Annotated in this window: 20 protein-coding genes; 17 read left to right on the top strand and 3 right to left on the bottom strand. The window is 71.2% G+C overall.

Annotated elements, in window-relative coordinates; translation table 11 throughout:
• Positions 1 to 246: 246 nt before the first annotated feature.
• The 3 genes from idi to galE all read right to left on the bottom strand — a co-directional run bounded on the left by idi (position 247) and on the right by galE (position 3126).
• Positions 247 to 840, bottom strand: coding sequence for an isopentenyl-diphosphate Delta-isomerase (gene idi, locus ACWC94_RS09105; RefSeq protein ID WP_450795818.1), 594 nt, complete (start codon positions 838 to 840; stop codon positions 247 to 249).
• Between the two features lie 198 nt (positions 841 to 1038).
• Positions 1039 to 1980 (bottom strand): cation diffusion facilitator family transporter, encoded by a 942-nt coding sequence (locus ACWC94_RS09100; protein WP_450795816.1) that lies wholly within the window; start codon positions 1978 to 1980, stop codon positions 1039 to 1041.
• A gap of 174 nt (positions 1981 to 2154) precedes the next feature.
• The gene (galE, locus tag ACWC94_RS09095) at positions 2155 to 3126 is read right to left on the bottom strand and encodes a UDP-glucose 4-epimerase GalE (protein ID WP_450795814.1); all 972 of its coding nucleotides are present in this window, start codon (positions 3124 to 3126) and stop codon (positions 2155 to 2157) included.
• A gap of 274 nt (positions 3127 to 3400) precedes the next feature.
• Between galE and ACWC94_RS09090 the strand changes: the two genes are divergently transcribed.
• The 17 genes from ACWC94_RS09090 (at position 3401) to ACWC94_RS09010 (ending at position 23743) form a co-directional block, all read left to right on the top strand.
• Positions 3401 to 5200 carry a DUF5941 domain-containing protein gene (locus ACWC94_RS09090; RefSeq protein ID WP_450795812.1) on the top strand — a complete coding sequence of 600 codons (1800 nt, stop codon included), beginning with the start codon at positions 3401 to 3403 and terminating at the stop codon, positions 5198 to 5200.
• The gene (locus ACWC94_RS09085) at positions 5197 to 5949 is read left to right on the top strand and encodes a phosphocholine cytidylyltransferase family protein (protein ID WP_450795810.1); all 753 of its coding nucleotides are present in this window, start codon (positions 5197 to 5199) and stop codon (positions 5947 to 5949) included. Before ACWC94_RS09090 ends, ACWC94_RS09085 begins: the two co-directional genes overlap by 4 nt.
• A complete protein-coding gene (locus ACWC94_RS09080; RefSeq protein WP_450795808.1) occupies positions 5937 to 6998 on the top strand; it encodes an iron-containing alcohol dehydrogenase family protein in 1062 nt (353 codons plus the stop codon). The genes ACWC94_RS09085 and ACWC94_RS09080 overlap by 13 nt, the downstream gene beginning before the upstream one ends.
• Positions 6976 to 7755, top strand: coding sequence for a CDP-alcohol phosphatidyltransferase family protein (locus tag ACWC94_RS09075; protein WP_450795806.1), 780 nt, complete (start codon positions 6976 to 6978; stop codon positions 7753 to 7755). The genes ACWC94_RS09080 and ACWC94_RS09075 overlap by 23 nt, the downstream gene beginning before the upstream one ends.
• An 8-nt stretch (positions 7756 to 7763) precedes the next feature.
• Positions 7764 to 8636 carry a glycosyltransferase family 2 protein gene (locus tag ACWC94_RS09070; protein WP_450795980.1) on the top strand — a complete coding sequence of 291 codons (873 nt, stop codon included), beginning with the start codon at positions 7764 to 7766 and terminating at the stop codon, positions 8634 to 8636.
• Positions 8637 to 8696: 60 nt separating this feature from the next.
• Complete coding sequence (locus ACWC94_RS09065) at positions 8697 to 9626, top strand: ABC transporter permease (protein WP_450795804.1); 930 nt, start codon at positions 8697 to 8699, stop codon at positions 9624 to 9626.
• Entirely contained in the window at positions 9619 to 10419 is an 801-nt protein-coding gene (locus tag ACWC94_RS09060; RefSeq protein WP_450795802.1) for an ABC transporter ATP-binding protein, read from the top strand. Before ACWC94_RS09065 ends, ACWC94_RS09060 begins: the two co-directional genes overlap by 8 nt.
• A gap of 359 nt (positions 10420 to 10778) precedes the next feature.
• Positions 10779 to 11675, top strand: coding sequence for a squalene synthase HpnC (gene hpnC / locus ACWC94_RS09055; RefSeq protein ID WP_450795800.1), 897 nt, complete (start codon positions 10779 to 10781; stop codon positions 11673 to 11675).
• Positions 11672 to 12634, top strand: coding sequence for a presqualene diphosphate synthase HpnD (gene hpnD, locus ACWC94_RS09050; RefSeq protein WP_450795798.1), 963 nt, complete (start codon positions 11672 to 11674; stop codon positions 12632 to 12634). Before hpnC ends, hpnD begins: the two co-directional genes overlap by 4 nt.
• A 223-nt stretch (positions 12635 to 12857) precedes the next feature.
• Positions 12858 to 14339 carry a hydroxysqualene dehydroxylase HpnE gene (gene hpnE / locus ACWC94_RS09045; RefSeq protein WP_450795796.1) on the top strand — a complete coding sequence of 494 codons (1482 nt, stop codon included), beginning with the start codon at positions 12858 to 12860 and terminating at the stop codon, positions 14337 to 14339.
• A 71-nt stretch (positions 14340 to 14410) separates the two neighbouring features.
• Positions 14411 to 15475 carry a polyprenyl synthetase family protein gene (locus tag ACWC94_RS09040; RefSeq protein ID WP_450795979.1) on the top strand — a complete coding sequence of 355 codons (1065 nt, stop codon included), beginning with the start codon at positions 14411 to 14413 and terminating at the stop codon, positions 15473 to 15475.
• 118 nt (positions 15476 to 15593) lie between these two features.
• Entirely contained in the window at positions 15594 to 17624 is a 2031-nt protein-coding gene (shc, locus tag ACWC94_RS09035; protein ID WP_450795794.1) for a squalene--hopene cyclase, read from the top strand.
• Positions 17621 to 18262 carry a phosphorylase family protein gene (locus ACWC94_RS09030; protein WP_450795792.1) on the top strand — a complete coding sequence of 214 codons (642 nt, stop codon included), beginning with the start codon at positions 17621 to 17623 and terminating at the stop codon, positions 18260 to 18262. The genes shc and ACWC94_RS09030 overlap by 4 nt, the downstream gene beginning before the upstream one ends.
• A gap of 5 nt (positions 18263 to 18267) precedes the next feature.
• Positions 18268 to 19290, top strand: a complete 1023-nt coding sequence (gene hpnH / locus ACWC94_RS09025) for an adenosyl-hopene transferase HpnH (RefSeq protein ID WP_450795790.1) — start codon at positions 18268 to 18270, stop codon at positions 19288 to 19290.
• Between the two features lie 4 nt (positions 19291 to 19294).
• Positions 19295 to 20428, top strand: coding sequence for a flavodoxin-dependent (E)-4-hydroxy-3-methylbut-2-enyl-diphosphate synthase (gene ispG, locus ACWC94_RS09020; protein WP_450795788.1), 1134 nt, complete (start codon positions 19295 to 19297; stop codon positions 20426 to 20428).
• Positions 20429 to 20462: 34 nt separating this feature from the next.
• Entirely contained in the window at positions 20463 to 22361 is a 1899-nt protein-coding gene (dxs, locus tag ACWC94_RS09015) for a 1-deoxy-D-xylulose-5-phosphate synthase (RefSeq protein ID WP_450795785.1), read from the top strand.
• The gene (locus ACWC94_RS09010) at positions 22358 to 23743 is read left to right on the top strand and encodes an aspartate aminotransferase family protein (RefSeq protein ID WP_450795783.1); all 1386 of its coding nucleotides are present in this window, start codon (positions 22358 to 22360) and stop codon (positions 23741 to 23743) included. Before dxs ends, ACWC94_RS09010 begins: the two co-directional genes overlap by 4 nt.
• The last annotated feature ends 70 nt before the right edge of the window (positions 23744 to 23813 follow it).

The raw sequence follows: 23813 nt of genomic DNA, 5'->3' as shown, positions 1-23813 counted from the left end.
TGACGCTCCCGCAGGGTCGCTGGGGTCCCCGGCGACGGTCCCGGAGGCCGCTCGCGTCTGCCGACGATCCCGGAGGCCGCTTACGTCTGGCGACGGTCCCGCAAGGCCGCTCGCGTCTGGTGACGCCCCCTAGGGCCGCTCGGGTCCCGGCGACAGCCCCGGAAGCTGCTCGTGTCCGGGACGCTCGCGCACGGTCGCTCGGGTCCGGTCCCGCGGCCGCGCCCGGCGGCTCCGTGGCGGAACCGCTCACCAGCCCGCGGACGGGCCCGTCAGCTCCCTGATCGCCGGACGAGCCGCGTCCAGGACGGTCATGAACCAGGTCGAGAACGGGTCGCGGGCGTGCCGCTCCGCCAGCTCGGCCGCCGTCACGAAGGCCGTGGCCCCGACCTCCTCCGGGTCCGCCGCGAGCGGCGCCTGCACCATGCCGACGAACAGGTGGTTGTACTCCTGCTCGACCAGGCCCGAGGCCGGGTCCGGGTGGTTGTAGCGCACCGTGCCCGCCTCCGCCAGCAGCGACGGGGACACCCCCAGCTCCTCGAACGTGCGCCGGGCAGCGGCGGCGAACGGCGCCTCGCCCGGGTACGGGTGGCCGCAGCAGGTGTTGGACCACACCCCGGGGGAGTGGTATTTGCCGAGCGCCCGCTGCTGGAGCAGCAGCCGGCCCTGCTCGTCGAAGAGGAACACCGAGAACGCGCGGTGCAGCTGTCCCGGCGGCTGGTGGGCGGCGAGCTTCTCCGCCGTACCGATCGTCACACCCTTCTCGTCGACCAGTTCCAGCAAAATCGCCTCTGCGGTGCCCTCCGACGAGCTGTGCGTCGCGGTGGCAGGTGTGATCGGCATACCCATCCTTCGCCTCGGTCTTCGCACCCCAAGTCTGCCGTACGAATCCGGCACTCCCGGCACTTCCCGGCACGTCCGCACGCGTGGCGGCACCGGAAGTGGGACCCGGTGGATCATCGTGCCCGGTCAGGGGATCACGGAACCGTCCGGGGCGGGTGTCGAACACCTGTCCGTATCGTCAGTGGCACGTCGTGATCGTCAGTGGCACAGTCGTGCCTCGTGCTCCGCGTGCCCGCCGGGCTCCAGCTGGAAGGTGCAGTGCTCGACGTCGAAGTGGTCGCCGAGGCAGCCCTGCAGCTCGTGCAGCAGCTTCTCGTGGCCGATGGCGCTGAGCACCTCCGAACTGACCACCACGTGGGCCGACAGCACCGGCATGCCGGAGGTGATCGTCCAGGCGTGCAGGTCGTGTACGTCCTCCACGCCGTCCAGCGCCAGGATGTGTGCCCGCACCTCGGCCATGTCGACGTTCCTCGGGGCCGCCTCCAGCAGCACGTCCAGCGTCTCGCGCAGCAGCTTCACCGTCCTCGGCACGATCATGACGCCGATGACCAGCGAGGCGACCGGGTCGGCGGCCTGCCAGCCGGTGGTCAGGATCACCGCGGCCGAGATCAGCACCGCGACCGAGCCCAGCGCGTCCGCGGCGACCTCCAGGAAGGCGCCGCGCACGTTCAGGCTCTCCTTCTGCCCGCGCATCAGCAGGGTGAGCGAGACGCTGTTCGCGACCAGACCGATCAGACCGAAGACGATCATCAGGCCGCCGCGGGTCTCGGCAGGCGTGACGAACCGCTGGACCGCCTCGTACAGGACGTATCCGCCGACCCCGAGCAGCAGCAGGCAGTTGGCCAGGGCGGCGAGGATCTCGGCGCGGGCGAAGCCGAAGGTGCGGTTGGTGCTCGGCGGACGGTTGGCGAAGTGGATCGCGAGCAGGGCCATACCGAGCCCCACCGCGTCGGTCGCCATGTGGGCCGCGTCCGCGATCAGCGCGAGCGAGTCCGCGAGCAGGCCGCCGACGATCTCGACGACCATGATCGTGAGCGTGATGCCCAGCGCGATCCGCAGCCGGCCACGGTACGCGGCCGCGGCCGTACCCGTGGCCGGCGCATGCGTGTGCGCGTGCCCGTGGTCGTGCCCTGCCCCCATGACAACCGCCCTTCCGTATGCGTCCGGCAGGGCCCAGTGAACTACGGGTGGGGGGTATGGGGCAACGCGGCACTGAACACCGTTGTCATATGACCTGACCTGCGGAAACGTTCCGCAGGTCAGGACGGGTGCGGTGCTCGGCCCGGATCACCCGCCCCACTCGGCCCGCCCGGTTCACCCGCCGTGGTGCAGCTGCCAGCCCTGCCAGGCGGACTCCACCATCTCGCGGACCCCGCGTCCGGCCCGCCAGCCGAGGGTCTCGGCGGCCCGCTCCGCCGAGGCGACCGCACGCGGCGCGTCCCCCGGCCGGCGCTCCTCCACCACCGGCTCCCTGCCGTCCCCGGTGACCTCCCCGATGACCGTGATCAGTTCGCGCACCGAGACACCCTCGCCCCGCCCGATGTTCAGCGTCAGATCGCCGGACACGCCGCCGTCGGCGAGCCGCCGCGCCGCCGCGAGATGGGCCTCGGCGAGGTCGGCGACATGGATGTAGTCCCGGATGCAGGTGCCGTCCGGTGTCGGATAGTCGGCACCGAAGATCCGCGGGGCCTCGTCGCGGGTGAGCCGGTCGAAGACCATCGGCACGATGTTGAACACCCCCGTGTCCGCCAGCTCCGGCGCCACGGCACCCGCCACGTTGAAATAGCGCAGGCACACCGTGGAGATCCCGTGTGCCTTCCCGGCCGCCCGTACCAGCCACTCCCCGGCGAGCTTGGTCTCGCCGTAGGGGTTCACCGGCGCGCACGGGGTGTCCTCGGTGATCAGGTCCACGTCCGGGTTGCCGTACACGGCCGCCGACGAGGAGAACACCAGGCGGTCGATCCCCGCCTCGGCGGCCGCGTCCAGCAGCGTGGCGAGGCCGCCCACGTTCTCCCGGTAGTAGCGGGTGGGCTGGGCCACCGACTCGGCGACCTGCTTGCGCGCCGCGAGGTGGACGACGCCCGTGACGCCGTACTCCGCGAAGACCCGCTTGAGGCCCGCCCCGTCCAGCGTGGACCCCTCGACCAGGGGGACGTCCGCCGGGAGCCGGTCCGGTACGGCGGCCGACAGGTCGTCCAGCGCCACGACGTGTTCCCCCGCCCCGGTCATGGCCCGCGCCACATGCGCCCCGATGTATCCGGCTCCGCCGGTGATCAGCCAAGTCATGGTCGCCCACCTTATGCCGAGCCGCCCCCGTGTCGCCGATGCCCGGGGATGCCCGGGTCTGCGCCCGCGGGTTTGTGGGGCGGGCCCCGGATCACCGATGATGATCGCGGCAAAGGCCGGGGCGGCCTCCGTGGGCCGGGCCGTGAACGGCCGGTGAACAAGGGCTTCCGCCCATCCGATACCCTCTGCCGACATGCCGCCCGGGTGCCGCAGGCAGGGCGCCCCGCCACGTGAGAGACCGGCACCCACGCCGGCACCCAGGGAGTGAGTTCGGTTGCCGACCGCCATTGTCACCGGTCAGCCGGTCCCCGGATCGTCTCTGGACAACGATCTGCGGTCGCTCGGCTTCGACGTCCGGGTGGCTGCGGACGCCGCCGAGGCCGAGACCCTGCTCGCCGCCGCCCCGGCCGGCGACCGTGTGGCCCTCGTCGACGCCCGCTTCGTCGGCCATGTGCACGCGCTGCGCCTCGGCCTGACCGACCCGCGCTTCCCGCTCTCCGCCGTCCCCGGTGCCGTCACCGCCCAGCCGGCCGCCCGGCAGGCGCTGACCCGCGCCGTGGCCCGCGAGACCTCGGCCGGCGGCGGTACCGCACTGGCCGTGGACAGTCTCGCCGACCGGCTCGTCGCCGCCCTCGACACCGACGGCTGCGAGGTGCACCGGCCCGAGCTGGGCAGCCTGGTCGCCGCCGTCCCCGCCGACCCGCAGGCCCGCAACGAGGCACGGCAGGCCGTCGCCGCCGTGGACGACGAGGCCGTACGCCTGAAGTCGGCCGTGAAGTCCCGCGACGGCTTCTTCACCACGCACTTCATCAGCCCGTACTCGCGCTACATCGCCCGCTGGTGCGCCCGCCGCGGCCTGACCCCGAACCAGGTCACCACCGCCTCGCTGCTCACGGCCCTGATCGCGGCGGGGTGCGCGGCCACCGGCACCCGCGGCGGCTTCGTCGCGGCCGGTGTGCTGCTGATCGCGTCCTTCGTCCTGGACTGCACCGACGGCCAGCTCGCCCGTTACGCCCTGAAGTACTCCACGCTCGGCGCCTGGCTCGACGCCACGTTCGACCGGGCCAAGGAGTACGCCTACTACGCCGGCCTCGCCCTCGGAGCGGCCCGGGGCGGCGACGACGTGTGGGCCCTCGCCCTCGGCGCGATGATCCTGCAGACCTGCCGGCATGTGGTCGACTTCTCCTTCACCGAGGCCAACCACGACGCCACCGCCAACACCAGCCCCACCGCGGCCCTCTCCGACAGGCTGGACAGCGTCGGCTGGACGGTGTGGGTGCGCCGGATGATCGTCCTGCCCATCGGCGAACGCTGGGCGATGATCGCGGTCCTCACCGCGGCCACCACCCCGCGGATCACCTTCTGCGTCCTGCTCGCCGGCTGCGCCTTCGCGGCGACGTACACCACGGCCGGCCGGGTGCTGCGGTCCCTGACCCGCAAGGCCCGGCGCACGGACCGGGCCGCCCGGGCACTCGCGGACCTCGCCGACTCCGGACCGCTGGCGGACGCCCTCAAGCGGGTCGCCCCGCGCGGCCTGCCGGGCCTCGCCGTCCCCGCCGTCGCCCTGCTCGGCGGTGCCGCGGTCGTCGCCTGTTCCGCCCTCACCGGCTACGGCTCGGTGCTGCCGGTGATCGGCGCCCTGCTCTACGTCCTCACCTCGGCCCTGGCCGTCGCCCGCCCCCTCAAGGGCGCCCTCGACTGGCTGGTCCCGCCCTTCTTCCGGGCCGCCGAGTACGGCACCGTCCTCGCCCTCGCGGCCAAGGCGGGGGTGAACGGAGCGCTGCCGGCGGCTTTCGGGCTGGTGGCCGCCGTCGCCTACCATCACTACGACACGGTGTACCGCATCCGCGGCGACGCCGGAGCGCCCCCGGCCTGGCTGGTGCGCGTCATCGGGGGGCACGAGGGGCGGACGCTGCTCGTCACCGTGGTGGCGGCGGTGCTCACCGCCTCGCAGTTCACAGTCGCGCTCACGGTCCTCGCCGTGGCCGCCGCCCTCGTGGTGCTCGTCGAGAGCATCCGCTTCTGGGTCTCCGCCGGGGCCCCAGCCGTACACGACGAAGGAGAACCCGCATGATCGGCCTTGTGCTGGCGGCCGGCGCCGGACGGCGTCTGCGCCCCTACACCGACACCCTGCCCAAGGCGTTGGTGCCGGTGGGGCCTGCGGGCATAGAGGGCGAACCGACCGTGCTGGACCTCACCCTCGCCAACTTCGCCGAGGTGGGTCTGACCGAGGTCGCGATCATCGTCGGCTACCGCAAGGAGGCCGTCTACGAGCGCAAGGCGGCCCTGGAGCAGAAGTACGGCCTCAAGCTCACCCTCATCGACAACGACAAGGCCGAGGAGTGGAACAACGCCTACTCCCTGTGGTGCGGCCGTGACGCCCTCAAGGACGGCGTGATCCTCGCCAACGGCGACACCGTGCACCCGGTCTCCGTCGAGAAGACGCTGCTCGCGGCCCGCGGCGACGGCAAGAGGATCATTCTCGCGCTGGACACCGTGAAGTCCCTGGCGGACGAGGAGATGAAGGTCGTCGTCGACCCCGACAAGGGCATGACGAAGATCACCAAGCTGATGGACCCGGCCGAGGCGACCGGCGAGTACATCGGCGTCACCCTCATCGAGGGCGACGCCGCCGCCGAGCTGGCCGACGCGCTGAAGACGGTCTGGGAGACCGACCCGCAGCAGTTCTACGAGCACGGGTACCAGGAGCTGGTCAACCGGGGCTTCAAGATCGACGTGGCGCCGATCGGCGACGTCCAGTGGGTCGAGATCGACAACCACGACGACCTCGCCAAGGGACGGGAGATCGCGTGCCGCTACTGACCCGGCTGATCCCCTCGCCGGTCGTCGTGGACATCCGCCCGGGTGCCCTGGACGACCTGGCCTCGGTCCTCGCCGACGAGCGCATCGCGCAGTCCGGCCGGCTCGCCGTCGCCGTCAGCGGCGGCTCCGGCGCGAAACTGCGCGAGCGCATCGCCCCCTCGCTGCCCGGCGCCACCTGGTACGAGGTCGGCGGCGGCACCCTCGACGACGCGATCCGGCTGGCCGGCGAGATGAAGTCCGGCCACTACGACGCCGTCGTCGGACTCGGCGGCGGCAAGATCATCGACTGTGCCAAGTTCGCCGCGGCCCGCGTCGGCCTGCCCCTGGTCGCCGTGCCGACGAACCTGGCGCACGACGGCCTGTGCTCGCCGGTCGCGACCCTCGACAACGACGCGGGGCGCGGTTCCTACGGTGTGCCGAACCCGATCGCGGTCGTCATCGACCTGGACGTGATCCGCGAGGCCCCGGCCCGCTTCGTCCGGGCCGGCATCGGCGACGCGATCTCCAACATCAACGCGGTCGCCGACTGGGAGCTGTCCAACCGCGTCAACGGCGAGAAGATCGACGGTCTGGCCGCGGCCATGGCCCGCCAGGCCGGCGAGGCGGTCCTGCGCCACCCGGGCGGGATCGGCGACAACGGCTTCCTCCAGGTGCTCGCCGAGGCGCTGGTCCTCACCGGTATCTCGATGTCGATCTCCGGCGACTCCCGGCCCGCCTCGGGCTCCTGCCACGAGATCAACCACGCCTTCGACCTGCTGTTCCCCAAGCGGGCCGCCGCCCACGGCGAGCAGTGCGGACTGGGCGCGGCCTTCGCGATGTATCTGCGCGGGGCCCACGAGGAGGCGGCCCGCACCGCCGAAGTGCTGCGCCGGCACGGGCTCCCGGTCCTGCCGGAGGAGATCGGCTTCACCGTGGACGAGTTCGTGCGCGCCGTGGAGTTCGCCCCGGAGACCCGCCCCGGCCGCTACACGATCCTCGAACACCTCGACCTCAAGCCGAACCAGATCAAGGACACCTACGCCGACTATGTCAAGGCCATCGGTAGCTGAACTCCGTCCGGTCGTCCACCCCGCGGGGGTGAAGGACCGGCGCAGCGGTGAGCACTGGATGGGACGCCTCTACATGCGCGAGGTGTCCCTGCGGGTCGACCGCTACCTGGTGGGCACCAGGGTCACGCCCAACCAGCTCACCTACCTGATGACCGTCTTCGGCGTGCTCGCGGCCCCGGCACTCCTGGTGCCGGGGATCTGGGGCGCCGTGCTCGGTGTGGTGTGCGTCCAGCTGTACCTGCTGCTGGACTGCGTCGACGGCGAGATCGCGCGCTGGAAGAAGCAGTACTCGCTCAGCGGCGTCTACCTGGACCGGGTCGGCGCCTACCTGACCGACGCCGCGGTGCTCACCGGCTTCGGCCTGCGCGCCGCCGACCTGTGGGGCAGCGGTCGTATCGACTGGCTGTGGGCCTTCCTCGGCACCCTGGCCGCACTCGGCGCCATCCTCGTCAAGGCCGAGACCGACCTGGTCGGCGTCGCCCGTCACCAGGCCGGCAAGCCGCCGGTGCAGGAGTCGGCGTCCGAGATGCGCTCCTCCGGCATGGCGCTGGCCCGCAGGGCCGCCGCCATGCTGAAGTTCCACCGGCTGATCCTCGGCATCGAGGCGTCCCTGCTGATCCTGGCCTTGGCCGTCGTCGACCAGGTGCGCGGCGACCTGTTCTTCTCCCAGCTGGGTGTCGCGGTGCTGGCCGGCATCGCCCTGCTGCAGACGCTGCTGCACCTGGTGTCCATCCTCGCCTCCAGCAGGCTGAAGTGAGTACCGCCATGCGCGTCGGCGCCGTCATCATCACCATGGGTAACCGGCCCGAGGAGCTGCGGGCCCTGCTCGACTCGGTCGCCAAGCAGGACGGTGACACCGTCGAGGTGGTCGTCGTCGGCAACGGCTCGCCCGTCCCGGACGTCCCCGAGGGCGTACGCACGATAGAGCTGCCCGAGAACCTGGGCATCCCGGGCGGCCGCAACGTCGGCATAGAGGCCTTCGGGCCGAGCGCCCGCGATGTCGACATAGTGCTCTTCCTCGACGACGACGGCCTGCTCGCCCGGCACGACACCGCCGAGCTGTGCCGCGAAGCCTTCGAGGCCGACCCGAAGCTCGGCATCATCAGCTTCCGCATCGCCGACCCCGAGACCGGCGAGACGCAGCGCCGGCACGTACCCCGGCTGCGCGCCTCCGACCCGATGCGCTCCTCCCGGGTCACCACGTTCCTCGGCGGTGCCAACGCCGTCCGCAGCCGGGTCTTCGCCGAGGTCGGCGGCCTGCCGGACGAGTTCTTCTACGCCCACGAGGAGACCGACCTGGCCTGGCGGGCACTCGACGCCGGCTGGATGATCGACTACCGGTCCGACATGGTGCTCCACCACCCGACGACCGCGCCGTCGCGGCACGCGGTGTACCACCGCATGGTCGCCCGCAACCGCGTCTGGCTGGCCCGCCGCAACCTCCCCGCGCTCCTGGTCCCGGTCTACCTCGGTGTGTGGCTGCTGCTCACGCTGCTGCGCCGTCCCTCCGGGCCGGCCCTGAAGGCGTGGTTCGGCGGATTCCGGGAAGGCTGGACCACGCCGTGCGGCCCGCGCCGCCCGATGCGCTGGCGCACGGTGTGGAGGCTGACCCGGCTGGGCCGGCCCCCGGTGATCTGAGAAGCTTCTCTTACCTGAAGAGAGCAAGCTTCTTACCGAGAGAGTTCCGGATTTCCACTCGTGAGTCACACAACGCATGACGGCGGTGTCGCGGTGAGCGCGATACCGTCGCCCGACGAGGGGCTGGCGGCGGCGCAGCTCGCCGCCCGGTACGGGCTCGCCGTGAGCGGCGCCCGGCCCTCGCTGGCCGAGTACGTCCGCCAGCTGTGGGGGCGGCGCCACTTCATCCTCGCCTTCTCCCAGGCGAAGCTGACGGCCCAGTACAGCCAGGCCAAGCTCGGCCAGCTGTGGCAGGTGGCGACACCGCTGCTCAACGCGGGCGTGTACTACTTCATCTTCGGCGTGATCCTGCACGCGAGCCGCGGTCTGTCCCAGGACGTGTACATCCCGTTCCTGGTCACGGGTGTGTTCGTCTTCACCTTCACGCAGAGCTCGGTCATGTCGGGCGTCCGGGCGATCTCCGGCAATCTCGGCCTGGTGCGCGCCCTGCACTTCCCGCGCGCCTCGCTGCCCATCTCCTTCTCGCTGCAGCAGCTCCAGCAGCTGCTGTTCTCGATGATCGTGATGTTCGTCGTGGCGATCGGCTTCGGCAGCTACCCGAGCCCCGCCTGGCTGCTGATCGTGCCGGTCCTGCTGCTGCAGTTCCTGTTCAACACCGGGCTCGCGCTGATCGTGGCCCGGATGGGCGCCAAGACGCCGGACCTCGCCCAGCTGATGCCGTTCGTCCTGCGCACCTGGATGTACACCTCCGGCGTCATGTTCTCCATCAACAAGATGATGGAGGGCCGCTCCGAGATCGCGGTCCGGCTGCTGCAGGTCAACCCGGCCGCGGTGTACATGGACCTGATGCGCTACGCGCTGATCGACGGCTACGGCGCCTCGAACCTGCCGCCGCACGTGTGGGCCGTCGCACTGTTCTGGGCCGTGGTCGTCTTCGCCGGCGGCTTCGTGTACTTCTGGAAGGCGGAAGAGAGGTACGGCCGTGGCTGAGCAGAACGCCGGGCAGCCCACGGGGGAGCGCCGCCCCACCGTCATCGCGGACGACCTGCACATCGTCTACCGCGTCAACGGCGCCAAGACCGGCAAGGGCAGCGCCACGGCAGCCCTCAGCCGGATCCTGAAGCGGGGCTCGGACGACGAGGCACGGGGCGTGCGCAAGGTGCACGCCGTGCGCGGCGTGTCCTTCGTCGCCTACCGGGGCGAGGCCATCGGCCTGATCGGCTCCAACGGCTCCGGCAAGTCCACGCTGCTGCGGGCCATCGCCGGCCTGCTGCCCGCCGAGAAGGGCAAGGTCTACACCGACGGCCAGCCCTCGCTCCTCGGTGTCAACGCGGCCCTGATGAACGACCTCACCGGCGAGCGGAACGTCATCCTGGGCGGGCTCGCCATGGGTATGTCCCGGGAGCAGATCAAGGACCGCTACCAGGACATCGTCGACTTCTCCGGGATCAATGAGAAGGGCGACTTCATCACCCTGCCGATGCGCACGTACTCCTCCGGTATGGCGGCCCGGCTGCGGTTCTCCATCGCCGCCGCCAAGGACCACGACGTCCTCATGATCGACGAGGCGCTCGCCACCGGTGACCGCAAGTTCCAGAAGCGCTCCGAGGAACGCATCCGGGAACTGCGCAAGGAGGCCGGAACGGTGTTTCTGGTCAGTCACAACAACAAGTCCATCCGGGACACCTGCAACCGCGTCCTGTGGCTGGAGCGCGGTGAGCTGCGTATGGACGGACCGACCGAAGAGGTTTTGAAGGAGTACGAGAAGTTCACGGGCAAGTAGCCTGTTTCGGCCAGGGCCCCGCCGGATACCGTCCGGCGGGGCCCCGCGCCCGTAAAGGAACCGTCAACTCCGGCTGGCGTCAGGAATCTTGGAACCAATCGGTGTGTTGTTGTGATGCGCAGGACACCCCGACGAACCGTGCTGCGTTGTACAACGTAAGCTGTACCGGTGCCGGAAAGCGGCAAGTGGGGCGATAATGCGCGACACCCTGCGCCAGAGAGACCGGCGAATTGCCGGGCGGCGTGTCCGAAATAGTGTGTATTGGGTCGGCAGTGTAGAACGGGAGATGTGACGGCAATGGCTACGGAAACTCCCCAGCTCAACGCAGCATGTGCCGTCCCCGCCGCGGGCAGCGCCCGATGACGGCCACCGAGACGGCGCCGGACCTGGAACGCGCCACCCTGGCCAAAGCCACGCGTGAGAACTTTCCGGTGGCCCCCTTCTTCCTGCCCCGGGCGTGGCGCGACGACCTGATGGCCGTCTACGGCTTCGCCCGCCTGGTGGACGACATCGGCGACGGCGACCTCGCCCCGGGCGGCGCCGACGCACGGGCGCTCGGCGTGTCGCCCCCCGACGCCGAGGACCGCCTGACCCTCCTCGACGCGTTCGAGGCCGACCTGCGCCGGGTCTTCGACGGCACCCCGCGCCATCCGCTGCTGCGCCGCCTGCAGCCCACCGTCCGCCGCCGCTCCCTGACCCCCGAGCCCTTCCTCGGACTGATCGCCGCCAACCGCCAGGACCAGCTCGTCACCCGGTACGAGACCTACGACGACCTCCTCGCCTACTGCGAACTGTCCGCCAATCCCGTCGGCCGTCTCGTCCTCGCCGTCACCGGCACCGCGACCCCCGAGCGGATCAGGCTGTCCGACGCGATCTGCACCGCGCTGCAGATCGTGGAACACCTCCAGGACGTCCCCGAGGACCTCGGCCGCGACCGGATCTATCTCCCGGCCGCGGACATGAAGCGCTTCCACGTCCAGGAAACGGATCTTGGCGCAAAAACCGCGGGCGCATCGGTGCGCGCCCTGGTTGCATACGAAGCACAACGCGCCCGAGATCTGCTGAATGAAGGCGCCCCCCTGGTGGGTAGCGTCCACGGCAGGCTGAAGCTGCTGCTCGCAGGGTTCGTGGCGGGGGGGAAGGCGGCGATCCACGCGATCGCCGCCGCCGAATACGACGTACTTCCCGGCCCGCCCCGACCCGGCAAGGTCCAGTTGCTGCGTGAGGCGGGCGTGATCCTGCGAGGAGAGGGGTGATCCGGACCGTGGATTCTCCGTCGCACGTGTCCGCACCGGTACTCGCCGCCTACAGCTACTGCGAGACCGTCACCGGGCAGCAGGCCCGCAACTTCGCCTACGGCATCAGGTTGCTGCCCACGCCCAAGCGCCGCGCCATGTCGGCGCTGTACGCGTTTTCCCGGCGCGTGGACGACATCGGCGACGGCGACCTGGCGGGCGAGGTGAAGCTGAAGCGGCTGGAGGACACCAGGGCGCTGCTCGCCCGGGTCCGGGAGGACGGGGTGCAGGAGGACGACACCGACCCGGTCGCCGTCGCCCTCGCCCACGCGGCACGCGCTTTCCCGATCCCGCTCGGCGGCCTCGACGAACTGATCGACGGCGTCCAGATGGACGTGCGCGGCGAGACCTACGAGACCTGGGACGACCTGAAGGGCTACTGCCGGTGTGTCGCCGGTGCCATCGGCCGCCTCTCGCTCGGCGTGTTCGGCACCGAACCGGGAGCGCGCGGCGCCGAGCGCGCGTCCGAGTACGCCGACACGCTCGGCCTCGCCCTGCAGCTCACCAACATCCTCAGGGACGTCCGCGAGGACGCGTCCGGCGGCCGTACCTACCTGCCCGCCGACGACCTCGCCAAGTTCGGCTGCTCCGCCGGGTTCGACGGGCCGACGCCACCGGAGGGCTCCGACTTCGCGGGCCTCGTGCACTTCGAAGTGCGGCGGGCCCGCGCCCTTTTCGCCGAGGGCTACCGGCTGCTGCCCATGCTCGACCGGCGCAGCGGCGCGTGCGTCGCCGCCATGGCCGGCATCTACCGCCGGCTGCTGGACCGCATCGAGCGCGACCCCGAGGCCGTGCTGCGCGGCCGGGTCTCGCTGCCCGGACGCGAGAAGGCCTACGTCGCCGTGCGCGGCCTGTCCGGCCTGGACACCCGGCATGTCACCCGCCATGTCTCCCCGCGGTCCGCCAGGAGGCGCGCCTGATGGACCCTCGCCGAACCAGGAGACAGGTGTCAGGCAACCCGCAGCAGCGGCGTGGCGTCCCTGACGGCGACGACCGAGCGTGCACCGTTCAACCAGCATGCTCAGCAGGCCGGCGCCCCGAAGGGGCGCGGGGAACTGCGCGACCAGCCACGACGGGCCCGCAGGCGATGGACGGCCTGTCGCGGCACTCCTCGCGGAGCGCTCGCGCATGGAAGGACGCACGATGAGCGAAGGCCCACGCCCCGCACGGGCGCACGGCACCGCGGAACCGGAAAGCGCGGCAGGCCGCCGCGCCGTCGTGGTCGGCGGCGGACTCGCCGGGATCACCGCCGCGCTCGCGCTCGCCGACGCGGGCGTCCGCGTCACCCTGCTCGAAGGCAGGCCCAGGCTGGGCGGCCTCGCCTTCTCCTTCCAGCGCGGCGAACTGACCGTCGACAACGGTCAGCACGTCTACCTGCGCTGCTGCACCGCCTACCGCTGGTTCCTCGACCGGATCCAGGGCGCGGCGTTGGCACCGCTGCAGGACCGTCTGGACGTGCCCGTCGTCGACGTCACCAAGCCCGAGGGCAGACGGCTCGGCCGGCTGCGGCGCGACCCGCTGCCCGTCCCCCTGCATCTGGGGCGCAGCCTGGCCGCCTATCCGCACCTCTCGCTCGCCGAGCGCGCCGCGGTCGGGCGGGCCGCGCTCGCGCTGAAGGGGCTCGACCTCGCCGATCCGGCCCTGGACACCCAGGACTTCGGCAGCTGGCTGGCCGCGCACGGCCAGTCGGCGCGTGCCGTCGAGGCCCTGTGGGACCTGGTCGGGGTCGCCACCCTCAACGCGGTCGCGGGCGACGCCTCGCTGGGGCTCGCCGCGATGGTGTTCAAGACCGGTCTGCTGTCCGACCCGGGCGCGGCCGACATCGGCTGGGCCCGCGTCCCCCTGGGCGAACTGCACGACCGGCTGGCCCGCAAGGCGCTCGACTCCGCGGGCGTCCGTACCGAGGTCCGTACACGCGTCACCTCCGTCTCCATCAACGAAAACGGCGCCTGGAGCGTTCAGGTTCCCGGCGAGAGCCTCGAGACCGACGCCGTCGTCCTCGCCGTACCCCAGCGCGAGGCCCACGACCTGCTGCCGCCCGGCGCCCTCGACGCGCCCGAGCGGCTGCTGGGGATCGGCACCGCGCCGATCCTCAACGTCCATGTCGTCTACGACCGCAAGGTGCTCGCGCGCCCCTTCTTCGCCGCCCTCGGCACCCCCGTGCAGTGGGTCTTCGACCGCACCGACGCCTCCGGCCTCTTGAGAGGCGGGCCCGAAGGGCCTCCGTACAAGGGGGGTGGCGGGCGACGGGCGGGACAGTACCTCGCGCTGTCCCAGTCGGCCGCGCACGGCGAGATCGACCTGCCGGTCACGGAACTGCGCGAGCGTTACCTGCCCGCGTTGGAACGGCTGATCCCGGGTACCCGCGGCGCCGAGGTGCTGGACTTCTTCGTGACCCGGGAGCGCACGGCCACGTTCGCCCCCGCCCCCGGCGTCGGGCGGCTGCGGCCCGGCGCCCGTACCAAGGCCCCCGGCCTGTACCTGGCCGGAGCGTGGACCGCCACCGGGTGGCCCGCGACCATGGAGAGTGCGGTCCGCAGTGGAGTGAGCGCGGCCGACGCCGCGCTCAGTGCCCTGGGCCGGCCCCGCCCCCGCCATCTCTTCGAGTTCGAGGAGGCGGCCTGATGCTCGATCAGGAGCCCGCGGCAGGCCCCCGCACCCCCGGTACCGCAACAAGAGGAGAGACTGTGCCCACTGTGCCCCCGGCCTCGACGCCCGCCCCACGGGCCGCGGTGGACGTGACCGCGCTGCTGGAGCGCGGCCGGACCCTGGCCACTCCGGTCCTGCGTGCGGCCGTCGACCGGCTGGCGTCTCCCATGGACACCGTCGCCGCCTACCACTTCGGCTGGATCGACGCCCAGGGCAACCCGGCCGACGGCGACGGCGGCAAGGCCGTGCGTCCCGCCCTCGCCGTGCTCTCCGCCGAGGTCACCGGTGCCGCGCCCGAGGTGGGCGTCCCGGGTGCCGTGGCCGTCGAACTCGTCCACAACTTCTCGCTGCTGCACGACGACCTGATGGACGGCGACGAGCAGCGCCGGCACCGCGACACCGTCTGGAAGGTGCACGGTCCCGCCCAGGCGATCCTGGTCGGCGACGCCCTGTTCGCCCTCGCCAACGAGGTGCTGCTGGAACTCGGCACGGTCGAGGCCGGCCGGGCCACCCGCCGGCTGACCACCGCCTCCCGCGCCCTGATCGACGGCCAGGCGCAGGACATCTCCTACGAGCACCGCGACCGGGTCAGTGTCGAGGAGTGCCTGGAGATGGAGGGCAACAAGACCGGCGCGCTGCTCGCCGCCTCCAGCTCCATCGGCGCGGTCCTCGGCGGCGCGGACGACGCCACCGCCGACGCGCTGGAGAAGTACGGCTACCACCTCGGCCTCGCCTTCCAGGCGATCGACGACCTGCTCGGCATCTGGGGGGACCCGGAGGCCACCGGCAAGCAGACCTGGAGCGACCTGCGCCAGCGCAAGAAGTCCCTGCCGGTCGTCGCCGCGCTCGCGGCCGGCGGCTCCGCCTCCGAGCGGCTCGGCGAGATCCTCGCCGCGGACGCCAAGAGCAGCGACTTCGAGAACTTCTCCGAGGAGGAGTTCGCGGCCCGCGCGGCCCTCATCGAGGAGGCCGGCGGCCGTGCCTGGACGGCCGAGGAAGCGCGCCGTCAGCACACCATCGCCATCGAGGCCCTCGACGCCGTCGACATGCCCGGCCGGGTGCGTGACGCCTTCACGGCGCTCGCCGACTTCGTCGTCGTACGAAAGAGATGATCCCTATCGGCCCAACACGCCTCGCGTAGTCGCCGGCCGGTGCCGCAGGATGGTGCGGACACCGGCCGACGGCGGACCCACAGCAGCACGACTCGCACGACTGCACGAAGGGGAAGCCATGACAGCGACGACCGACGGAAGCACCGGGGCGACTGTGCCGTCCCGTGCTGCCGCGGCCAGCGACACCACCCTCATCACCCCCGAGACGGCCGGGGTACAAGAAGCCGCCGTACGCGCCACCCGGCGCGCCACCGACTTCCTGCTCGCGCGGCAGGACGCCCAGGGCTGGTGGAAGGGCGACCTGGAGACCAACGTCACCATGGACGCCGAGGACCTGCTGCTCCGCCAGTTCCTGGGGATCCGCGAGGAGCACACCACGCAGGCCGCCGCGAAGTTCATCCGCGGCGAGCAGCGCGAGGACGGCACCTGGGCCACCTTCTACGGCGGGCCCGGCGAGCTGTCCACCACCATCGAGGCGTACGTCGCCCTGCGCCTGGCCGGCGACGCGCCCGACGAGGCGCACATGGCGAAGGCGTCCGCCTGGATCCGCGAGCGCGGCGGCATCGCCGCCGCGCGTGTCTTCACCCGGATCTGGCTCGCCCTGTTCGGCTGGTGGAAGTGGGAGGACCTGCCCGAACTCCCGCCGGAGCTCATCTGGTTCCCCTCCTGGATGCCGCTGAACATCTACGACTTCGGATGCTGGGCCCGGCAGACCATCGTGCCGCTGACCATCGTCTCGGCCGAGCGCCCGGTGCGCCCCGCGCCCTTCCCGCTGGACGAGCTGCACACCGACCCGGCGCGCCCGAACCCCGTGAAGCCGCTTGCCCCGGTGGCCAGTTGGGACGGGGCCTTCCAGCGCCTGGACAAGGTGCTGCACCGGTTCCGCAAGGTCGCCCCGCGCCGGCTCCGCAGGGCCGCGATGAACTCCGCCGCCCGCTGGATCATCGAACGGCAGGAGAACGACGGCTGCTGGGGCGGCATCCAGCCCCCGGCCGTGTACTCGGTCATCGCCCTGCACCTGCTGGGCTACGACCTCGAGCACCCCGTGATGCGCGAGGGCCTCGCCTCGCTGGACCGCTTCGCCGTGTGGCGTGAGGACGGCGCCCGGATGATCGAGGCCTGCCAGTCCCCGGTGTGGGACACCTGCCTCGCCACCATCGCCCTCGTCGACGCGGGTCTCCCGGCCGACCATCCGCAGCTGGTCAAGGCGGCCGACTGGATGCTCGGCGAGGAGATCGTGCGGCCCGGTGACTGGGCCGTGCGCCGGCCGGGGCTTCCGCCGGGCGGCTGGGCGTTCGAGTTCCACAACGACAACTACCCGGACATCGACGACACCGCCGAGGTCGCCCTCGCCCTGCGCCGGGTCCGGCACCACGACCCCGAGCGCGTGGACAACGCCATCGGACGCGCGGTGCGCTGGAACCTCGGGATGCAGTCGAAGAACGGCGCGTGGGGCGCCTTCGACGTCGACAACACCAGCCCGTTCCCCAACCGGCTGCCGTTCTGCGACTTCGGCGAGGTCATCGACCCGCCGTCCGCCGACGTCACCGCGCACGTGGTGGAGATGCTCGCCGCCGAGGGACTCGCGCACGACCCGCGGACGCGCCGGGGCATCGACTGGCTGCTCGCCGAACAGGAGCCGGACGGCTCGTGGTTCGGCCGCTGGGGCGTCAACTACGTCTACGGTACGGGCTCGGTGGTGCCCGCGCTGACCGCGGCCGGGCTGCCCGGCTCGCACCCGGCGATCCGGCGGGCCGTGGCCTGGCTGGAGAGCGTGCAGAACGACGACGGCGGCTGGGGCGAGGACCTGCGCTCCTACCGGTACGTCAAGGAGTGGAGCGGCCGGGGCGCCTCCACCGCCTCGCAGACCGCGTGGGCGCTGATGGCGCTGCTCGCGGCGGGGGAGAAGGACTCCAAGGCCGTCGAGCGGGGTGTCCAGTGGCTGGCCGGGACCCAGCGGGAGGACGGCACCTGGGACGAGCCGTACTTCACCGGTACCGGCTTCCCCTGGGACTTCTCCATCAACTACCACCTGTACCGGCAGGTCTTCCCGCTCACCGCACTCGGCCGGTACCTGCACGGCGACCCCTTCGAGCGGGGCCTCCTCGCCGGAAAACCGCTGTCCGGGGCCAAGGTGAGCTTGAGTTGAGCACCCAGCCCGCTCCGGCCCCGCTGCTGATCGCCTGCGCCCTCGGCATCGAGCACCTCGCCCTGCGCACCGGCGATCACAGCGGTGCCGGCGGGCCGGTCACCTTCGTGCGTACGGGTATGGGTCCCCGGGCGGCGGAACGATCCGTCACCGGGTACCTGTCCGAGCCGCACCTCGTCGGCGCCGTCGTGCTGGCCACCGGCTTCTGCGCCGGGCTCGCCCCCGGCATGCACCCCGGGGACCTGGTGGTCGCCGAGGAGACCCGGGACCCGCGCGGCGCCGTCGCCTGCGTGGGCACCGAACTGCTGGTCAAGGAACTCGTGCGGGTGCTGCCCGGGCGCACGGTGCACACCGGCCCGCTGACCGGCTCCGACCACGTCGTGCGCGGCCCCGAGCGGTCCCAGCTCCTCGCGACCGGCGCGATCGCGGTCGACATGGAGTCGGCGGCCACCCTGCTGAGCGCCGTCCGCATCGGTGAGCGCCCGGTTGCGGCCGTACGGGTGGTCGTGGACGCTCCCGAACATGAACTCGTCCGGATCGGCACGGTGCGCGGTGGAATATCGGCCTTCCGCGTTCTTCGATCCGTTCTTCCCGCATTTTTCGAATGGCACCGTTCTTTGCTGCTCCCCCGGAGGTGAGCCAGATGGCCATGCCGCTGCGTCAGTCCATCAAGGTCGCTACTTACCTGGCCGAACAGAAACTGCGCAGGCGGGACAAGTTTCCGCTCATCGTCGAGCTGGAACCGCTCTTCGCCTGCAACCTCAAGTGCGAGGGCTGCGGCAAGATCCAGCACCCGGCGGGTGTGCTCAAGCAGCGCATGCCGGTCGCCCAGGCCGTGGGCGCGGTGCTGGAGTCCGGTGCGCCGATGGTCTCCATCGCCGGTGGCGAGCCCTTGATGCATCCTCAGATCGACGAGATCGTGCGCCAGTTGGTGGCCCGGCGGAAGTACGTCTTCCTGTGCACCAACGCGATGCTGCTGCGCAAGAAGATCGACAAATTCAAGCCCTCTCCCTATTTCGCCTTCGCCGTGCACATCGACGGGCTGCGTGAGCGGCACGACGAGTCCGTGGCGAAGGAGGGCGTGTTCGACGAGGCGGTGGCGGCCATCAAGGAGGCCCAGCGGCGCGGCTTCCGGGTGACCACCAACTCCACCTTCTTCAACACCGACACCCCGCAGACCATCATCGAGGTGCTCAACTTCCTCAACGACGACCTGAAGGTCGACGAGATGATGATCTCGCCCGCCTACGCCTACGAGAAGGCCCCCGACCAGGAGCACTTCCTCGGCGTGGAGCAGACCCGCGAACTGTTCAGGAAGGCCTTCGCGGGCGGCAACCGCAGGAAGTGGCGGCTCAACCACTCCCCGCTGTTCCTGGACTTCCTCGAGGGCAGGGTCGACTTCCCGTGCACCGCGTGGGCGATCCCGAACTACTCGCTCTTCGGCTGGCAGCGCCCCTGCTACCTGATGAGCGACGGCTACGTGCCGACGTACCGGGAACTCATCGAGGAGACCGACTGGGACAAGTACGGGCGCGGCAAGGACCCGCGCTGCGCCAACTGCATGGCGCACTGCGGCTACGAACCCACCGCCGTCCTCGCCACCATGGGCTCCCTGAAGGAGTCGCTGCGGGCCATGCGCGAGACCGTCTCCGGAAACCGGGAGTGACGCGATGACCGCCGTCCCCTTGGGGGTTCCCGGGGTACCGGCCCGGCCGGTCGCACCGCGGCGGCAGTCGCGGCAGATCCAGGTGGGGCCGGTGGCGGTCGGGGGCGGAGCCCCGGTGTCGGTGCAGTCGATGACGACGACCCGTACGTCGGACATCGGCGCCACCCTGCAGCAGATCGCGGAACTCACCGCGTCCGGCTGCCAGATCGTCCGTGTGGCCTGCCCCACGCAGGACGACGCGGACGCCCTCGCCACCATCGCCCGCAAGTCGCAGATCCCGGTGATCGCGGACATCCACTTCCAGCCGAAGTACGTCTTCGCGGCCATCGAGGCCGGCTGCGCGGCGGTCCGGGTGAACCCGGGCAACATCAAGAAGTTCGACGACCAGGTGAAGGAGATCGCGCGCGCCGCGGGGGACCACGGCACGCCGGTCCGCATCGGTGTCAACGCCGGCTCGCTGGACCGGCGGCTGCTGCAGAAGTACGGCAGGGCCACCCCGGAGGCGCTGGTCGAGTCGGCCCTGTGGGAGGCGTCGCTCTTCGAGGAGCACGACTTCCGGGACATCAAGATCTCCGTCAAGCACAACGACCCGGTCGTGATGATCGAGGCGTACCGGCAGCTCGCCGAGAGCTGCGACTACCCCTTGCACCTGGGGGTGACCGAGGCGGGGCCCGCGTTCCAGGGGACGGTCAAGTCGGCCGTGGCCTTCGGGGCGTTGCTGTCCCGGGGCATCGGCGACACCATCCGCGTCTCCCTGAGCGCGCCGCCCGTGGAGGAGGTCAAGGTCGGTATCCAGATCCTCCAGTCCCTGGGCCTCAGGCAGCGGCGCCTGGAGATCGTCTCCTGCCCGTCCTGCGGCCGGGCCCAGGTCGACGTCTACCGGCTCGCCGAGGAGGTCACGGCGGGCCTCGACGGCATGGACGTGCCGCTCAGGGTCGCGGTGATGGGCTGTGTGGTCAACGGTCCCGGCGAGGCCCGCGAGGCCGACCTCGGAGTTGCCTCGGGCAACGGAAAGGGGCAGATCTTCGTCAAGGGCGAGGTCGTCAAGACCGTACCCGAGTCGAAGATCGTGGAGACCCTCATCGAGGAGGCCATGAAGCTCGCCGAGCGGACGAGCCCCGCAGACGAAGTGAGTTGAGTACAGCACGGCACGGACCGAGAGGGGGCCCAGCGTGACCATTCTGGAGAGCATCCGGGGACCACGCGACCTGAAGGCGCTGTCCGAGGCGGAACTGGGTGAACTGTCCGAGGAGATACGCGAGTTCCTGGTGCACGCGGTGTCGAGAACCGGCGGTCACCTCGGGCCCAACCTGGGCGTGGTGGAACTGACCGTCGCGCTCCACCGGGTCTTCGAGTCACCGGTCGACCGCATCCTGTGGGACACCGGCCATCAGAGTTACGTCCACAAGCTGCTGACCGGGCGTCAGGACTTCTCCAAGCTGCGCGGCAAGGGCGGCCTGTCCGGCTATCCCTCGCGCGAGGAGTCCGAGCACGACGTCATCGAGAACAGCCACGCCTCCACCGCGCTCGGCTGGGCCGACGGCCTGGCCAAGGCCAACCAGGTGCAGGGGAAGAAGGGCCATGTGGTCGCGGTCATCGGTGACGGCGCGCTGACCGGCGGCATGGCCTGGGAGGCGCTGAACAACATCGCGGCGGCCAGGGACCGTCCGCTGATCATCGTCGTCAACGACAACGAACGCTCCTACGCCCCGACCATCGGCGGCCTCGCCAACCACCTGGCCACCCTGCGCACCACCGACGGCTACGAGAAGGTCCTCGCCTGGGGCAAGGAGGTCCTCCTGCGGACACCCGTCGTCGGTGGCACGCTCTACGAGTCCCTGCACGGCGCGAAGAAGGGCTTCAAGGACGCCTTCGCCCCGCAGGGCATGTTCGAGGACCTGGGCCTGAAGTACGTCGGCCCGATCGACGGCCACGACATCGGCGCCGTCGAGTCGGCGCTGCGCCGCGCCAAACGCTTCCACGGCCCCGTCCTGGTCCACTGCCTCACGGAGAAGGGCCGCGGCTACGAGCCCGCCCTCAACCACGAGGAGGACCACTTCCACACCGTCGGCGTGATGGACCCGCTGACCTGCGCGCCGCTCGCACCGTCCAACGGCCCCTCGTGGACCTCGGTGTTCGGCGACGAGATCGTGCGGATCGGCGAGGAGCGGGACGACGTCGTCGCCATCACGGCGGCCATGCTGCACCCGGTCGGCCTCGGCAGGTTCGCCGAGCGCTTCCCGGACCGCGTGTGGGACGTGGGCATCGCCGAACAGCACGCCACCGTCTCCGCGGCCGGCCTCGCCACCGGCGGGCTGCACCCGGTCGTCGCGGTCTACGCCACCTTCCTCAACCGCGCCTTCGACCAGCTGCTGATGGACGTCGCGCTGCACCGCTGCGGGGTGACCTTCGTACTGGACCGGGCCGGTGTCACCGGCGTCGACGGGGCCTCGCACAACGGCATGTGGGACATGTCCGTGCTGCAGGTGGTGCCCGGCCTCAGGATCGCCGCCCCGCGCGACGCCGGCCAGCTGCGCGCCCAGCTGCGCGAGGCCGTCGCGGTGGACGACGCGCCCACGCTGGTCCGTTTCCCGAAGGAGTCGGTCGGCCCGGACATCCCGGCACTCGACCGCGTCGGCGGCATGGACGTGCTGCACCGCGCCGAACGCCCCGACGTGCTGCTGGTGGCCGTCGGCGTGATGGCCCCGGTGTGCCTGAAGGCCGCCGATCTGCTGGCCGCGCGCGGCATCCCCTGCACGGTGGTGGACCCGCGGTGGGTCAAGCCCGTCGACCCCGCGCTCGCGGGCCTGGCCGCCGGACACCGCCTGGTGGCCGTGGTGGAGGACAACAGCCGTTCCGCGGGTGTCGGATCTGCCGTGGCGCTGGCCCTCGGCGACGCCGACGTGGACGTGCCGGTACGGCGGTTCGGCATCCCGGAGCAGTTCCTCGCCCACGCCAAGCGCGGCGAGGTGCTGGCCGACATCGGTCTCACGCCCGTCGAGATCGCCGGGCGGATCAGTGGGAGCCTGGCCGTCAAGGACGCGGGCGGCACAGCCAAGGAGAGTGAATGAGCACGGAGTTCGACCTCGGCGCCCTGCTCGCCGAGCGCGGAGCCGAACGCTACGAGCTGCACAGCAAGTACCTCAACCCGCAGCTCCCGCGCATGCTGCACACCATCGGCTTCGACAAGGTCTACGAGCGGGCCGAGGGCGCCCACTTCTTCGACGCCGACGGCAACGACCACCTGGACATGCTCGCCGGGTTCGGGGTGATGGGCCTGGGCCGCCACCACCCGGTCGTCCGCAAGGCCCTGCACGACGTCCTCGACCTGGACCTCGCCGACCTCACCCGCTTCGACTGCCAGCCGCTGCCCGGTCTGCTCGCCGAACGGCTCCTCGCCCACAGCCCGCACCTGGACCGGGTGTTCTTCGGCAACAGCGGCACGGAGGCCGTCGAGACGGCCCTGAAGTTCGCCCGGTACGCCACCGGCAGGCCCAGGGTCCTCTACTGCGACCACGCCTTCCACGGCCTGACCACCGGCTCGCTGTCGGTCAACGGCGAGAGCGGATTCCGGGACGGCTTCGCCCCGCTGCTGCCCGACACCGCCGTACCGCTCGGCGATCTCGACGCCCTCGCCCGGGAGTTGAAGAAGGGCGACGTGGCCGCCCTGATCGTCGAGCCGATCCAGGGCAAGGGCGTGCACGAGGCCCCGCCCGGCTATCTGCGCGCCGCCCAGGAGCTGCTGCACCGGCACAAGGCGCTGCTCATCGCCGACGAGGTGCAGACCGGCCTGGGCCGTACCGGCGACTTCTACGCCTACCAGCACGAGGACGGCGTCGAACCCGACCTGGTGTGCGTGGCCAAGGCGCTGTCCGGCGGCTACGTCCCGGTCGGGGCCACCCTCGGCAAGGACTGGATCTTCAAGAAGGTGTACTCGTCCATGGACCGCGTGCTGGTCCACTCGGCGAGCTTCGGGTCGGGCGCCCAGGCGATGGCCTGCGGCCTGGCGGTGCTGTCGGTCATGGAGAACGAGCAGATCGTCGCCGGCGTACGCACCACCGGGGACCTGCTGAAGTCCCGGCTGACCGCGATGGTCGACAAGTACGAGCTGCTCGCCGACGTCCGCGGCCGGGGCCTGATGATCGGCATCGAGTTCGGCAGACCGTCCTCGCTGAAGCTGCGCAGCCGCTGGACCATGCTCCAGGCCGCCCGCAAGGGACTGTTCGCCCAGATGGTCGTCGTACCGCTGCTGCAGCGGCACCGGATCCTCACCCAGGTATCCGGCGACCACCTGGAGGTGATCAAGCTGATCCCGCCGCTGATCATCGACGAGGCGGACGTCGGCCGGTTCGTGGACGCCTTCACCGCCGTGATGGACGACGCCCACAGCGGCGGCGGTCTGATGTGGGACTTCGGCAAAACCCTGATCAAGCAGGCGGTGGCGGGCCGCTGAGCGCCGGCCTTCGGTCTTTGCCTCACGGGCAAGAAAATTGCCGTACAGGCAAAGCTGGGGCTGAATGGAG

The organism is Streptomyces sp. NPDC001135 (assembly GCF_053598395.1).
Note: the sequence above shows the minus strand (reverse complement) of the source record. Positions and strands in the feature narration are given on the sequence as shown.